This is a genomic window from Allopontixanthobacter confluentis (genome assembly GCF_009827615.1).
GTDB classification, from domain to species: domain Bacteria; phylum Pseudomonadota; class Alphaproteobacteria; order Sphingomonadales; family Sphingomonadaceae; genus Allopontixanthobacter; species Allopontixanthobacter confluentis.
Genome location: NZ_WTYU01000001.1, coordinates 1,557,620 through 1,570,821, shown reverse-complemented (window position 1 = coordinate 1,570,821; position 13,202 = coordinate 1,557,620). Strand labels below are relative to the sequence as shown.

Here is a 13,202-nt window from a genome sequence, read left to right as displayed (position 1 = left end):
TCAGGCGGCCAGCGTTTCTATTCGGCGGCGAGCAGTTCTTCCGCAGCCCCGAGGTCCACGCTGACCAGCCGTGACACCCCCTGTTCCACCATCGTTACGCCGAACAAACGGTGCATCCGGCTCATGGTGACGGCATTATGCGTCACGATCAGGTAACGCGTATCTGTTTCGCGGGACATGGCGTCCAGAAGATCGCAGAAACGGTCGATATTTGCATCGTCCAGCGGTGCGTCCACCTCATCCAGCACGCAAATCGGCGCCGGATTGGTCAGGAACAGTCCGAAGATGAGGGCAATGGCAGTCAGAGCCTGTTCCCCGCCCGACAGAAGGGTGAGCGATTGCAGGCGTTTGCCAGGCGGTTGGGCGTAAATTTCCAGCCCGGCTTCCAATGGGTCGTCGCTGTCGATCAGGGCCAGATGAGCCTGTCCGCCTTCGAATAGCCGCGTAAACAAGCGCCGGAAATGGGTGTCGACCTGTTCAAATGCAGCGCGCAGCCGTTCGCGCCCCTCCCGGTTCAGATTGCCGATTGAACCGCGCAGACGGTTGACCGCTTCGGCCAGTTCGGCCTGTTCTGCGGTGCTGCTGCCATGTTCCTGTTCAATTTTCTGCAATTCTTCGGCGGCTACCAGATTGACCGGGCCAATCCGTTCGCGGCTGGCTGTCAGCCGTTCCATTTCTTCAGATTCCTGGCCCGATGCCTTCACCATCTCTGTATCAAAGGCGAAACGGTCCGCCAGCATGGGGGGCGGGCACTGGAACCGTTCGCCCGATATGCGGGCCATTTCGCTGCGGCGGGATTCTTCATTTTCGGCCCGCGCGGCCAGGCCCGCACGGTTTTCGCGTGCGCTGGCCAATGCTTCATTCGCTTGGGCCAATGTGCGGTCGGCATCCTGCGCAAGTTCGGTTTCCCGGATTACGGCGGCGTCAGCCGCAGCCAGTTCCTTGCCAAGGCGTTCCCGGACAGTGTCGCCCTGTTCAATCTCGCGCATCAGACCGGCTGGTTTGGCCGCGAAGACAGCGCGTTCTTCCTCTATTTCTTCCAGTCGGCGGGCAGTATCGGAAAGCCGCCGCGCTGCATCGCCGGACCGCGCCTGCCAGCCGGCCATGTCGGCACGCTGGGCGGCGGTGCGTTCACGCGCTACGGCGAGCGCCTGATCATGTGCGGCAAGCTGGGCGGTGGCGGATTGCAGGATGCTGCGGGCAGCCTCGTGGCGCGCCTGCGCATTATCCAGCGCTGCGCGGCCCGCGGCAGGGTCGGGCAATGCGCTGCGCCGGTTTTCCGCTGCGGCAAAGTCGGCTTCTGCCTGTTCCTTCTCAGCCGCCAGTTCCGTGGCCAGAATGGCCAGTTCTGCCAGCCGGGCCGCCACCCGTTCCCGCGCCGCTTCGGCCTGATCCAGTGTGCGCAGGGCATGGCGCTGTGCCTCTGCCGCATCATTGACGGTGCGTTCTGCCGCCACCAGTTCGCGCTGTAGCGCCGATAGATCTTCCTGCGCAGACAGCTGAGCTATTTCCGCCTTGTTCGCAGTATCGCGCAGGGCAGGCAATTGCGCGTCCAGTTCGGCAAACCTGTTTTCCGCCTCCAGCCGGGCTGCTTCTGCTGCCCCTTCGCCGCGCGCAATGAAGCCATCCCACCGGCGCAGCGCACCGGAAATCGTCACCAGCCATTCGCCCGGTGCCAGTTTGCGGCCATCATCGGTGTCGGCAACGTGGACCAACGCCAGCCGCGCGGCGAGCTGCGGCGGACAGTCACGGACATGGGCAGCGATGCTGTCCGCCACGGGCGAGGGCGCATCGCGGCCAGTCCAGAACCGCCCATCGACAGTGTCATCCGGCATTCCCAACGGGGCTTTTGCATCGCGGCCCAGCACGGCGGCAAGTGCCCGCTCGTACCCCTTGGCTGCCCGCACCCTGTCCAGCGCGGCGGGAAGGCCCTGACGGCCTGCGGCCCGTTTTTCGCGGGCGTGCCTGTCGCGCGCCAGGGCGGAATATTCACGTTCCACCCCAGCCAGTTCTGCACGCGCAGCCGATACTGTGCTGGCGGCCTCGTCGCGGGCGTCCTGCAGCTTCTGCTTGCGCGCCTGTTCTGCGGCCAGATGTTCACGGGCGCTATCCAGCATGCCTGCGGCAGCTTCTGCTGCGCCGCGCGCCTGCTGCACGGCAATGTCAGGATCACCGCTGGCCGAAAGGGCGGCGTGGGCCTGTGCCTGCCGCGCCGCATCAGCGTCCAGCCGTTCCAGCCGGGATTGCGCCTGGGCAATGGCAGCCTCGGCAACGCGCCATTCCGCTTCCACCCCGGCATGGTCAGCCGTGGCCTTGGCCAGTGCCAGTTCGGCTGCGCGGCCTGCGCGTTCGTTATCTTCCAGCTTGGCGGCGAGGGCAGGCCTGCGGGTTTCATCGTCGGCGAGGGATTTTTCATTTGCGGCCAAATCACGCTCAAGCCGCGCCAGCGCTTCGGCGGCATCTCTGGTCAGCCGGTCTGCTTCGCCGCGATCATCTTCCAGCCGGGTCTTCTGGCGGTCTAGGTCGGACAAGCGCTGTTCGGCAGCTTCAAGCTGGCTGGTGAGGGCAGCCATGCGGTGGCCATGCGCGCTGGCATCGTCACGCCGGTCGGCCAGTTCATCCCGCGCTTTTGCAAGTCTGGCGGCGGCATCATGCTGGCCCTTCTGGGCCGCGGCAGTCGCCGCCTGCATGGTGGTCACGCGTTCGTCCGCAGCCTTTGCCTGTCCGCGCGCGGCAGTGGCGGCTGCGGCCGCATCGCGCCAGCGGGCAAACAGCAGGCGGGCTTCGGCGATGCGGATTTCATCTGACAGTCTGGTATAGCGTTCAGCCTGCTTCGCTTGCCTGCGCAAGGAAGCCATCTGCGTATCCAGTCCCGCCATCAGGTCTTCCAGCCGGGCCAGATTGGCTTCTGTCTGGCGCAATTTGCTTTCCGCATCGCGCCGCCGCACATGCAGGCCGGCGATGCCTGCGGCTTCTTCCAGCATCTGGCGGCGTTCGGCGGGCTTTGCAGCAATGACCGCGGCGATCCGGCCCTGGCTGACCAGTGCCGGACTATGTGCGCCGGTTGCGGCATCGGCGAAAGTCAGCGATACGTCCTTGGCCCGCACATCACGGCCATTCACACGGTAGGCTGAACCTGCGCCGCGTTCGATCCGCCGGGTAACGTCCAGTTCTTCGCCATCAGCGGTTTCTGCCTGCAGCACCACTTCGGCAAAATCCCGCGGGGGGCGGGACTGTGTTCCGGCAAAGATTACATCTTCCATGCCGCCAGACCGCATGGATTTGGGCGAGCTTTCGCCCATCACCCAGCGGATGGCTTCCAGCAGGTTGGATTTGCCGCAGCCATTGGGGCCGACAATCCCGGTAAGGCCCGGTTCAATGCGCAGTTCGGCAGGCTCTACGAAGCTTTTGAAGCCACTGAGCTTGAGCCGCCTGATGCGCATTGCCGTTGCTAATGCCCCCCTGTCATGACTGTGATGCCTGCCCCCGCAGCGAGCGCCTTATCGGGCGCCAGCGCGTTGCAACATCGGTTCAAGGCCCGCCCAGTTCAGGGAGCCGAGATTATTGCCATTGATGAAGAAGGTTGGCGTGCCCGTCACATCGAATTCAGTCGACTGTTTTTCGGACCGGTCAGCAATGGCCTGCACCGATGCATTATCCGCAAGGCAGGAATTGGCCTGATCCGTGCTGATACCGCGAGCCGCGAAAAATTCAGTGAGGCCGGCAGCCTGTGCAACGCCTGCAAACCGCTGGTTTTCAGGCAGCTTCATTGCCGCTTCCAACGCTTGCGGATTGGCCTGCGCCCGTTCCATCAGAGGTGCCAGATTGGCCCATACCTGTTCGGCCAGCGGATGGAAACTTTCCGGCTGGCCGCAGCGCACCAGGCGCGCCAGCACAAGGTCGACGCCATTGTGCACCTGATTGCGGATTTCATAGCTGACCACGCCTGAATTGATATATTTGTTCCGCAGAATTTCCGAAGCATCGGTCGAAAAGGCAGCGCAGGCACCGCAGGTGAGCGATGCATATTCAATCAGTTTTACCGGCGCATCAGGATTGCCAATCACATAGCCGTCATATTCCGTGACCCGTGCCGTATCGGACCATTCCTGCCCCGCAGGAGCCGGGATTTTGGCAATCGCCTCGCTCTGCGCGACTTCGCCTTCGGGCGTTTCGCTGCCACCGCAAGCGGCAAGGCTGAGGGCAAGCGGCGCTGCCAATGTGGCAAATGTGATCCGGCGAAAAATGGTCATGTCAGTCTGTATCCCTGAGCTTTTGAAGTGAAGCTATCCAATTGCGGCCAGTAATTATGGCCAGTAATAATGGGCGTCCCAGAGGCCATTCCTAGAAGGATGCCGCCGCTGTTTCCACTGTTAACGCGTCCTTATTTACTGACAAGGCGTGCTTTCAATTGTGGTTCCAGTGCCGACCAGCCATGGGTGCCCGCCAGCGTCACGCCATTTATGGCGAAGCTGGGCGTGCCGGAGAGATTGTATCTGGCATAGCTTTTCTGCGTATTTTCGGTCAGCCTCGTGGCCATTTTGTCATCGGCCAGGCAGCGGTCTGTATCTGTGCGGCGGTAACCACGGCGTTCCATGATGGCATAAAACCCGAAGTCCGATGCGATGGACCGGCGGCGCGCGGCATAATCGCCTGTGGTCCAGCGCTGGATTTGCGCCGGGCTGGCCTTTGACATCAGCGGCAGCCATTTATCCTGACTGAGCATGAAAGCATTGTGATTTTGCAGGAATTTGGCAGGGGCGCCGCAATTGGCCAGCATGGCTGCTGTCAGGTCAACCGGGTCACGCACAATATGCCGGATGTCACGCGTGATCTTGCCCGGCCCCACAAATGCCAATTGCAATGCGCCGTCGCCATCCTTGGAAAAATGCGCGCAATGGGGGCAGGTATAGCTGACAAATTCAATCAGTTGCAGCTTGGCATCCGGATTGCCGAAGCGGTGGCCGCCATCTGCTTCAACTACGGCGGTATTCCAGTTCGACGTGTTGGCAGGGGCAACCACGGCAATGAAACCAAGCGCCGCCACTGTGGCAAATTTCTTGAGCATCAGTTGTTCTTTTCTTCCTTGCTGCCCAGGCTGCGGGCCAGCGATTCCAGCACGGTACGCAATTCAGGGTCGCCAATGTCGCGCAGGCTGTCTCCCAATTCCATGGGAATCGGCCGGAGTGAAGGCGGGGCCACAGCGCGCCTTTCAGCAGTTGGTGCCTTAACCACACCTTGCCGGATTTTGACGCGGGATACAGCGGCATAACCAAAGAAGCGGTTCACCCGCTCCATGATTTCAGGGATCACATGCTGGATCAGCGGGGCATGGGCCGGCAGCACCACCATCTGCAGGATGCCATCGGATTTTTCGCCCGGCGGAAAACGGATCGCTTCAGGCATACAGACGCGGGCATGGGTTTCGCCCACAATTTCAGGCCAGCGCGTGACGACAGAGCTTTGCACGAAACCGAATCGGCGAAAGGCTGTCCGCCCGATTTCCGGCATCAGTTCGGAAATGGGCTTGGCAGCGCCGCCGCGCGCCCGTTCCCACTTGCGGGCTGGCTTTTTAGCTGCCTGCTTTACTGGCAATTTCGCCGCTGGCTTGGCTGCAGCAGCGGGCTTCTTGCCGGGTTTTTCGCTGTCGCGTTCCATTGTGCGACCGGCCATGCCATATGCGCGGTGTGACTGCCAGTATCCCATCACCCGCCGCTGAAGATTATGCGCTGATCGCGCCCTTGTTGCTTGATTGGTATGACCGGCACGCCCGCACTCTGCCATGGCGGATTGCCCCTGTGGCGGGCGGGCAGGCAGCGCCGGCAGACCCCTATCGCATATGGCTGTCAGAAGTGATGCTGCAGCAGACCACCGTGGCAGCGGTGAAGCCCTATTTTGAAAAATTCACCAGCCGCTGGCCCGATGTGGCCGCGCTGGCGGCAGCGGCAGAAGAAGATGTGATGGCGGCATGGGCAGGCCTTGGCTATTATTCGCGCGCCCGCAATCTGGTCGCCTGCGCCCGCAAAGTGGCAGAACGGGGCGGTTTTCCCGCCACAGAAGCGCAATTGCGGGCTTTGCCGGGGCTGGGCGCCTACACCGCAGCGGCAGTGGCCGCGATTGCCTTTGGCCAGCGGGCCGTGGTGGTGGATGCCAATGTGGAACGGGTTGTATCGCGCCTGTTTGCAATTACGCAGGCCCTGCCAGCATCCCGCAAGCTGATTGGCCAATATGCCGATCGCATCACGCCGCACACAAGGCCGGGTGATTTTGCGCAAGCGATGATGGATTTGGGATCAGGCATTTGCACCACCCGCCAGCCGAAATGCCTGCTGTGCCCTGTGGCGAACCATTGCGCTGCCCGGGCATGGGGAGATCCGGCGCGCTACCCTGTCAAACTGCCGAAAAAGCCCAAACCGACGCGGCAGGGCTGTGCTTACTGGATTGAGCAGGACGCCGCTGTCTGGCTGGTCACACGGCAGGGCAAGGGAATGCTGGGCGGTATGCGCAGCCTGCCGGATGACGGGTGGAACGCGGGCAGCGATGGTTCCGGCCAGCCGCCTGTCTCAGGCCCATGGCTGGATGCCGGTCTGGTGCGGCACACATTCACGCATTTCGCGCTGGAAATGTCCGTCTTGCGGTTTCAGGGCAGCGGGCCGGTTGCGCCTGATGTGGCGGGCGAATGGTGGCCGATTGACCGGCTGGAAGATGCCGGCCTGCCGACCCTGTTTGCCAAGGCTGCAACCGCCGCCATAAATGCAGATTAGATAAAACCGCCGCCGATCATCAGGCGGATGGCCGCAATGGCCAGCACCACAAGGCAGAAATTCCGGCCCATGTTGGAACTGGACAGGGCGCCAATGCCTGCTCCCACAATGGCGATGGGCAGGACGATCCAGTTCCCCCAGCCAAGCAAAGGGATGAATGAAGGGATTGCCAGCAGCAGGGCGACAATACCGATGATGATCGAAAGAATGTTAAGCATGTGTGTTATATAGATAGCACAGCATATTTACGCAAGATGTATGCTTGGGGGAATTGACCGACAGTCATGCATCGCCCACACCGCACCTCAACAGAACCAAAATGATCCATGTCAAAAAGGGATGTCAGATGGCCTATCGGGAATTTGAGGATGCTGCCTTTTCACGCCGTGCGTTGCTGCGCGGCGGTGCCTGGCTGGGCGCGGGCGCTGCGCTGGCAACTGTGCCGGCGGGCCGTATGGCATTTGCCCACGGGGCATCCTCCCCCACGGCATGGAAAAACGTTGCCGCAATGGTCAATGAATATGGTTCCAGCGGCAAGGTGGCCAATATGGTCGCGGCCATGGGCTGGGGCCAGCAGGATCCGGAAATCATCTCGAAAGGCACGCTCGCCATCGGCCAGGCAGCGCCCGCCGGGATTGATAGCCTGTACCGGATCTATTCCATGACCAAGCCGATTACCGGCATGGCCACCATGATGCTGATTGATGAAGGCAAGCTTGGCCTCGATCAGCCGCTGGCGGAAATATTGCCTGCCTTTGCCAATATGAAGGTGCAGAAAATTGCCGATGGTTCGATCGAGGATGTCGTTCCTGCTGACCGGCCCATTACCATCCGCCATCTGCTTACCCATACATCGGGCCTTGGCTACGGCATCATCCAGAAAGGGCCAATCAAGGACGCGTATGAAAAGCTGGGCCTGATCCCCGGACAAGTCAGCCGCTTGCCCATTCCTGGCCTTGGCCGCGGCGTGCCTGTTTCCAGCCTTGCGGCATTTGCGGATGGGATTGCCACCTTGCCACTGGTCTATCAGCCGGGAACGACGTGGAGCTATTCCGTCTCGCTCGACTTGCTGGGGCGCGTCATCGAAGTGGTATCAGGCATGCCGTTTGATGAATTTCTGGCCACCAATATCTTCAAACCTGCCGGTATGGACAGCACCTGGTTCCAGGTTCCTGACAGCGAAATCGGCCGTCTGACTGCCAATTATGGCGTCATGGGCGGCGCGGTCATTCCCATCGATCCGGCCAATGCGTCGGTCTATACGTTGAAGCCAGCTTTCCCCTTCGGCGGTGCAGGGCTGGTGTCTTCCCCGCGCGATTACGACCGTTTCCTGCGGATGCTGCTTGGCTATGGCAAAATTGATGGCAAGCGTGTGCTGGGTGAACTGGCGGTGCGTGTGGGCACGTCAAACCTGCTTCCCGACGCGGTCGATACCAGCGGCACTTTTGCCGACAAGGCCGGTTTCGGCGCTGGCGGGCGTGTGGGTCTGGGCGATCAGGCCGGAACATATGGCTGGGGCGGGGCGGCTGGCACCGTGGCGCTGGTCAACATGAAAATGGGCCTGCGTGCATCGCTGTTTACGCAGTATATGCCGTCTGAAGCCTATCCTGTGCATGGCGCATTCCCGGTCGCGGTACTGGCCGATCTGGGCAGCATGGCCGCAGCGCGCCAGTCAGCCAAGTGAAGGCACACTGGTGACCACCACGCCGGTTGCTTTTGCCGGTTCGCCGATGGACCGTGCAGACCATATACGGGCTGATCCGGCAGCGCTGGCCGGTCTGCTGAACTGGCGCGCAAGGGTGCTGCATCTGGAAGGCCTGATGCCTGTCATCGGCGATATGGGCGAACTTGTGTGGGGAACGCTGGCTGACACGGCCGAGGATGCGGAACTGGTTTTTCTGGGTCTGCTGGATGAAAAGGCGTGTTTTGCTGCTGTTCCGCAGGAAGGCGCCACTGGCCCTGCCTATGCAAATCCGCGCATCTGGCAGGCCATGCAAATGCTCAGTCCCGCTGATCTGGCCATTTATGGCGGCGCGCGCAGCCTGGTGGACTGGCATGCCCGCCACCGGTTTTGTGCGCGCTGCGGTGCCGGAACCCGCCTGACAAAGGGCGGCTGGCAGCGAGATTGCGGCACGTGTCATGCGCAGCATTTCCCCCGCACCGATCCGGTCACCATCATGCTGGTAGAACATTCGGGCCGGTTGCTGCTGGGCCGTCAGCCGCGCTTTCCGCCGCGCGCATTTTCGGCATTGGCGGGCTTTGTCGAACCGGGCGAAACCATCGAAGAAGCAGTGGCCCGCGAAGTTTTCGAAGAAGCAGGGGTGCGCGTCAGGGATGTGGAATATATCGCCACCCAGCCATGGCCGTTCCCCAGCCAATTGATGATCGGCTGTTATTGCACCGCTGAAACGGATGCTTTGACGATTGACGAGACCGAACTGGAAGAAGCCCGCTGGTTCACGCGGGAGGATGTTGCCCGTGCCATGGCCGAGGGGCGCGATGGTAGCGGCCCCTTCGCACCGCCGCCATCAAGCGCGATTGCCCATACTCTGCTATCATGGTGGCTGGACAAGGCATGAGGCTGACAAATCGCCTGATGCGCCTGATGGACGAACACGCCGATGGAGAAACACGCTGATGGATAATAAAACCCCCCGCACATTGCAGATCGACATCTGGTCCGATGTCATGTGCCCATGGTGTCTGGTGGGCTATGGCCAATTGTCCAAGGCGCTCGATCTGGTGGCAGGGGAGATCGAGGCTGACATTCGCTGGCACGCGTTCGAACTTAACCCCGATATGCCCTCGCATGGTGAAGAACGCTCGGACCATATAGCGCGAAAATACGGCCGCACAGCGGAGCAGACACGCGGCGTGCAGGAACAGATGCGGCAGGCCGCCATCAATGCGGGGGTGTCGCTGGATTACAGCGGCGAGGGGGAAGCCCCGGCGGCGATGATGTGGAACACGTTTGACGCGCATAAATTGCTCACCTGGGCGCTGGAAAGCGCAGGGCCAGAAGTGCAGACCCGCCTAAAGCTGGCGCTGTTTGACGCGCATTTCGGCCAGCGGCGCGATATTTCGAAAGCCGAAGTGTTGGTGGATATCGCGCGCAGCGTGGGCCTTGATGGCGTGGCCGCTGCTGCGGCGCTGGTAGACGAAGATCTGGCGCGAAAAGTGCGGACAGAAGAACAGGCCGCGTTCGACATGAATATTTCCGGTGTGCCGGCAATGGTGATCGAAGGCAAATTTTTGGTGCCGGGTGCTCAGGACCCGGAAACCTATGCCAATGCGCTGCGGCGTGTTGCCGAAAAAATTCCGGCACAGGCATCAGCGTAACCCAGGGTGCCAGGCAAGGTCTTAAACCGCACAGCCATGCAACCGGTGTGAAAATACGGGAAACTGGGCAAACTTAACAATCATCAATAGCCGCCTATTGCCGACAGCGATATTGCGCCGTGCATGGTTATAAAAAGAATGTCGCAACGCCATGCTGTAACAATTTTGGGAACATGTCGGGCCGGTACCGAACCGCGCAGGCCGATCAGTCTGCTCGACATATCCGAAGATGGTTGCCGCTTTTTTGAACAACACAGCAGATTGTCAGTCGGCCAGCCTGTGTCCATCACGATCCAGCAGATCGGACCCTTCGACGCGATTGTCGCGTGGAAGGATGATGCGCTGGTCGGGGTGCGGTTTACAAAGCCGATATACGGACCGGTCTTTGACCATATCCGCAATCAGCTGGACAATCCGGAATGGCGGCCTGACCCTGCCTGAAGCAGCGCGCTTGCGGCGTGCCCGGACGGGCTGACGCTGCCTAGACCAGACCCAGCCGGGATAGTTTTCCCATCAGTTTGCCGGGCAGGACATCGCCAATATCTTCGCCGTCTTCCAGGTCGCGGGGCGCATCCTCTTCCTTGAGATAGCGCCAGCCCTGATGGGCGCGCTTGGGCTTGGGCTTCACCCCGACCAGTTCCGGTGCAAGTTCGATCCACCAGCGGCCTTCGGGCGTTTTTTCAAAGCCGAGAATGGGGCTGCGCCCGACTATGGCGTGCTGGTGTATCCAGTATAATGACCCGCCGACCATTTCTTCATAGCGGGTGGGGCGGTTCTTGGTGGTCAGGCGGGCGACGCTGTCATGGCTTTCCAGCCAGTGCCGCAAACTTTCCACGCTCTCGCTGCGAAACGCGATTTTGGTCATGTGGACCGGCATGAATTATCCCGCCAGCCCGGCGGCCACGGCCAGACCCAGAAATGCGAAAAAGCCCATGGAATCCGTGATCATGGTCACAAATACCGAACTGGCCACCGCAGGGTCCTGCTTCAGCCGTTCGAATATGACGGGGACCAGCACACCGGCAAGGCCCGCCGTTACCACATTGACCATCACGGCCACCGCAATCACGACCCCCAGCATGGGCGTGAAGATGACCCCGGTGGCAAGGCCGACCAGCACGGCAATTGTCACGCCGTTTAGCAATGCCACGCGCATTTCCCGCCACAAAATGCGGCCCGTATTGGCACGGGTCAGCTGGTTCATGGCAATGGCGCGCACCGATACAGCCATGGTCTGGGTGCCCGCATTGCCGCCAATGCTGGCCACAATCGGCATCAGCACTGCCAGGGCCACCAGCTTTTCGATCGCGCCGCCAAATGCTGCAATAATCAGGCTCGCAATCAGCGCCGTGCCCAGATTGGCGACCAGCCAGCGCACCCGGGCGGCATAGGCATCGCGGATCGGTTCGTTAATGTCGCCATCACCCGCACCGGACATCAGCAGGGCATCTTCGCTGGCTTCTTCGGAAATAATGTGGACCACATCGTCCACGGTCATCTGGCCAACCAGCCGGCCGCTTTCATCCACCACGGCGGCGGAAATCAGCGCATATTTCTGGAACATCAGGGCGACTTCTTCCTGATCCATCGTCACCGGGATCAGGGTCTGGTCGCGCTTCATCACATCGGTCAGCGAAACCTGCCGCGGGGTGCGTAATATCCAGCTTAACTGGCAGGTGCCGACCGGATGGTGGGCATAATCCACCACGAAAATTTCCCAGAAATCCTGCCCCAGATCGACACTTTCGCGCAGGTAATCGATCAGATTGCCGACCGTCATATGTTCCGGCACGGCCACGAAATCGCGGCTCATCAAACGGCCAGCGGTTTCTTCTGGATAGGCCAGTGCGCTTTCGATCGCGGCGCGGTCTTCTGCGTCCAGTTCGGCCAGAACCGCCAGCTGGTCAGCCGGTTCAAGGTCTTCGATCAGCTGGACCGCATCATCGGTTTCCAACTGTTCGGCAATGGACGCAACTGACCGTGCGGACAGCTGTTCCATCATGTCTTCGCGCACGTAATCGTTGAGTTCGGCGATTACGTCGCTCGACATCAGATCGGTTATGGCGCTGGCAAGGATGCCCCGTTCATCAGGTTCGAACAATTCGATAAGGTCGGCGATGTCCGCTGCGTGCAGCGGTTCGACCAGATCATACACCAACCCCTTGTCACCGGCGTCCAGCGCATCGCGCACAGCGCGGACATAGCCGGTTTTAAGGCGGTTTTCCTCGTCGTGACGTTCGTCGTCAATCCGGTCGTCGGGGCGCGCGCCTTCGTCCTGCTGTGGCGGCTGTGCCAGCAACAGGTCATTCTCGTCATACTGGGCGCGCTTGTCCTTCGCCATCGCCTCGCTCTAGGCGCGGGACATGCAAAAGCAACCCTGTTGACGCAGACGTTCCAAGGGCAAAGCCAATTCAGCAGCAAAGGGTGACTTTGGCGCATGAATGCCTATATCGGCCCCGAATTGAAAACAGGTGCCAACAGGAGATTGCATCAATGGCTGATCAGACGCTTACTTTTACCCTCGATACAGAAAATGGCGAGGGCGATGTCGTCATCAAGCTGCGGCCTGATGTGGCACCCGGCCATGTCGAACGTATCGTGGAACTGGCCAAGGACGGGTTTTACGATGGCGTGGTGTTCCACCGCGTTATTCCCGGCTTCATGGCGCAAGGCGGCGATCCGACCGGCACCGGCATGGGCGGCAGCCCCAAGGCTGATCTGAAAGCTGAATTCAACAGCATCCCGCATGTGCGCGGCGTATGTTCGATGGCACGGTCATCTGCGCCTGACAGCGCCAACAGCCAATTCTTCATCTGCTTTGACGATGCGCGTTTCCTGGATGGGCAATATACCGCCTGGGGCGAAGTGACGAGCGGCATGGAACATGTAGACGCGCTGCCCAAGGGCGAGCCACCCAAGAAACCAGGCAAGATCGTGAAAGCCACGGTCAGCTGATCAAAAAAGGGCGCCACTGGCGCCCTTTTTTACAGACTCTGCGCGCTGGAGGTGAGAAACCACGCATTAGCATGCGGGCGTTACGTTGACTGTCTGCTTTTGGCGAAACTCAAGAACTTACAAAATGTCCGATTGTGGGTGGAA

13 protein-coding genes are annotated in these 13,202 nt (G+C 60.8%); 6 read left to right on the top strand and 7 right to left on the bottom strand.

Annotation, left to right across the window (positions count from 1 at the left end; translation table 11 throughout):
• Positions 1-17: 17 nt before the first annotated feature.
• The 4 genes from smc to GRI44_RS07335 all read right to left on the bottom strand — a co-directional run bounded on the left by smc (position 18) and on the right by GRI44_RS07335 (position 5,658).
• Positions 18-3,443 carry a chromosome segregation protein SMC gene (smc, locus tag GRI44_RS07350; RefSeq protein ID WP_160600766.1) on the bottom strand — a complete coding sequence of 1,142 codons (3,426 nt, stop codon included), beginning with the start codon at positions 3,441-3,443 and terminating at the stop codon, positions 18-20.
• A gap of 57 nt (positions 3,444-3,500) precedes the next feature.
• Entirely contained in the window at positions 3,501-4,253 is a 753-nt protein-coding gene (locus GRI44_RS07345; RefSeq protein WP_160600764.1) for a thioredoxin domain-containing protein, read from the bottom strand.
• Positions 4,254-4,384: 131 nt separating this feature from the next.
• Positions 4,385-5,068: a DsbA family protein gene (locus tag GRI44_RS07340; RefSeq protein ID WP_160600762.1), complete on the bottom strand. Its 684-nt coding sequence runs from the start codon at positions 5,066-5,068 to the stop codon at positions 4,385-4,387.
• Positions 5,068-5,658 (bottom strand): DUF721 domain-containing protein, encoded by a 591-nt coding sequence (locus tag GRI44_RS07335; RefSeq protein ID WP_160601348.1) that lies wholly within the window; start codon positions 5,656-5,658, stop codon positions 5,068-5,070. Before GRI44_RS07335 ends, GRI44_RS07340 begins: the two co-directional genes overlap by 1 nt.
• A gap of 20 nt (positions 5,659-5,678) precedes the next feature.
• Here GRI44_RS07335 and GRI44_RS07330 point away from each other — a divergent pair, with 20 nt between their 5' ends.
• Entirely contained in the window at positions 5,679-6,764 is a 1,086-nt protein-coding gene (locus GRI44_RS07330; RefSeq protein ID WP_160600760.1) for an A/G-specific adenine glycosylase, read from the top strand.
• On the opposite strand, the gene GRI44_RS07325 is transcribed toward GRI44_RS07330, so the two are convergent.
• Positions 6,761-6,982, bottom strand: coding sequence for a DUF2207 domain-containing protein (locus tag GRI44_RS07325; protein ID WP_160600758.1), 222 nt, complete (start codon positions 6,980-6,982; stop codon positions 6,761-6,763). The two genes, GRI44_RS07330 and GRI44_RS07325, sit on opposite strands and share 4 nt — an antisense overlap.
• 101 nt (positions 6,983-7,083) lie before the next feature.
• On the opposite strand from GRI44_RS07325, the gene GRI44_RS07320 reads away from it, so the two are divergent.
• The 4 genes from GRI44_RS07320 to GRI44_RS07305 all read left to right on the top strand — a co-directional run bounded on the left by GRI44_RS07320 (position 7,084) and on the right by GRI44_RS07305 (position 10,544).
• Positions 7,084-8,448 carry a serine hydrolase domain-containing protein gene (locus GRI44_RS07320; RefSeq protein WP_232843003.1) on the top strand — a complete coding sequence of 455 codons (1,365 nt, stop codon included), beginning with the start codon at positions 7,084-7,086 and terminating at the stop codon, positions 8,446-8,448.
• A gap of 46 nt (positions 8,449-8,494) precedes the next feature.
• Positions 8,495-9,343 carry an NAD(+) diphosphatase gene (nudC, locus tag GRI44_RS07315; RefSeq protein WP_232843070.1) on the top strand — a complete coding sequence of 283 codons (849 nt, stop codon included), beginning with the start codon at positions 8,495-8,497 and terminating at the stop codon, positions 9,341-9,343.
• A gap of 58 nt (positions 9,344-9,401) precedes the next feature.
• Entirely contained in the window at positions 9,402-10,103 is a 702-nt protein-coding gene (locus tag GRI44_RS07310; RefSeq protein WP_160600754.1) for a DsbA family oxidoreductase, read from the top strand.
• Positions 10,104-10,226: 123 nt separating this feature from the next.
• The gene (locus tag GRI44_RS07305; RefSeq protein ID WP_332872375.1) at positions 10,227-10,544 is read left to right on the top strand and encodes a PilZ domain-containing protein; all 318 of its coding nucleotides are present in this window, start codon (positions 10,227-10,229) and stop codon (positions 10,542-10,544) included.
• A 40-nt stretch (positions 10,545-10,584) separates the two neighbouring features.
• Here the strand turns inward: GRI44_RS07305 and GRI44_RS07300 are convergent, their stop codons facing one another.
• Both GRI44_RS07300 and mgtE read right to left on the bottom strand, forming a co-directional pair.
• Positions 10,585-10,980: a DUF1489 family protein gene (locus GRI44_RS07300; RefSeq protein ID WP_160600750.1), complete on the bottom strand. Its 396-nt coding sequence runs from the start codon at positions 10,978-10,980 to the stop codon at positions 10,585-10,587.
• A gap of 3 nt (positions 10,981-10,983) precedes the next feature.
• Positions 10,984-12,444, bottom strand: a complete 1,461-nt coding sequence (gene mgtE / locus GRI44_RS07295) for a magnesium transporter (protein WP_160600748.1) — start codon at positions 12,442-12,444, stop codon at positions 10,984-10,986.
• A 152-nt stretch (positions 12,445-12,596) separates the two neighbouring features.
• Between mgtE and GRI44_RS07290 the strand changes: the two genes are divergently transcribed.
• Entirely contained in the window at positions 12,597-13,058 is a 462-nt protein-coding gene (locus GRI44_RS07290; protein ID WP_160600746.1) for a peptidylprolyl isomerase, read from the top strand.
• Positions 13,059-13,202 lie beyond the last annotated feature (144 nt).

What these genes read in the sequence shown, in the direction of transcription:
- GRI44_RS07325 (WP_160600758.1), bottom strand. Translation starts at nt 6,982, where the DNA reads ATGCTTAACATTCTTTCGATCATCATCGGTATTGTCGCCCTGCTGCTG.
- GRI44_RS07330 (WP_160600760.1), top strand. Translation starts at nt 5,679, where the DNA reads ATGCGCGGTGTGACTGCCAGTATCCCATCACCCGCCGCTGAAGATTAT.
- GRI44_RS07305 (WP_332872375.1), top strand. Translation starts at nt 10,227, where the DNA reads ATGGTTATAAAAAGAATGTCGCAACGCCATGCTGTAACAATTTTGGGA.
- GRI44_RS07340 (WP_160600762.1), bottom strand. Translation starts at nt 5,068, where the DNA reads ATGCTCAAGAAATTTGCCACAGTGGCGGCGCTTGGTTTCATTGCCGTG.
- smc (WP_160600766.1), bottom strand. Translation starts at nt 3,443, where the DNA reads ATGCGCATCAGGCGGCTCAAGCTCAGTGGCTTCAAAAGCTTCGTAGAG.
- GRI44_RS07300 (WP_160600750.1), bottom strand. Translation starts at nt 10,980, where the DNA reads ATGCCGGTCCACATGACCAAAATCGCGTTTCGCAGCGAGAGCGTGGAA.
- mgtE (WP_160600748.1), bottom strand. Translation starts at nt 12,444, where the DNA reads ATGGCGAAGGACAAGCGCGCCCAGTATGACGAGAATGACCTGTTGCTG.
- nudC (WP_232843070.1), top strand. Translation starts at nt 8,495, where the DNA reads ATGGACCGTGCAGACCATATACGGGCTGATCCGGCAGCGCTGGCCGGT.
- GRI44_RS07335 (WP_160601348.1), bottom strand. Translation starts at nt 5,658, where the DNA reads ATGGAACGCGACAGCGAAAAACCCGGCAAGAAGCCCGCTGCTGCAGCC.
- GRI44_RS07290 (WP_160600746.1), top strand. Translation starts at nt 12,597, where the DNA reads ATGGCTGATCAGACGCTTACTTTTACCCTCGATACAGAAAATGGCGAG.
- GRI44_RS07320 (WP_232843003.1), top strand. Translation starts at nt 7,084, where the DNA reads ATGATCCATGTCAAAAAGGGATGTCAGATGGCCTATCGGGAATTTGAG.
- GRI44_RS07310 (WP_160600754.1), top strand. Translation starts at nt 9,402, where the DNA reads ATGGATAATAAAACCCCCCGCACATTGCAGATCGACATCTGGTCCGAT.
- GRI44_RS07345 (WP_160600764.1), bottom strand. Translation starts at nt 4,253, where the DNA reads ATGACCATTTTTCGCCGGATCACATTTGCCACATTGGCAGCGCCGCTT.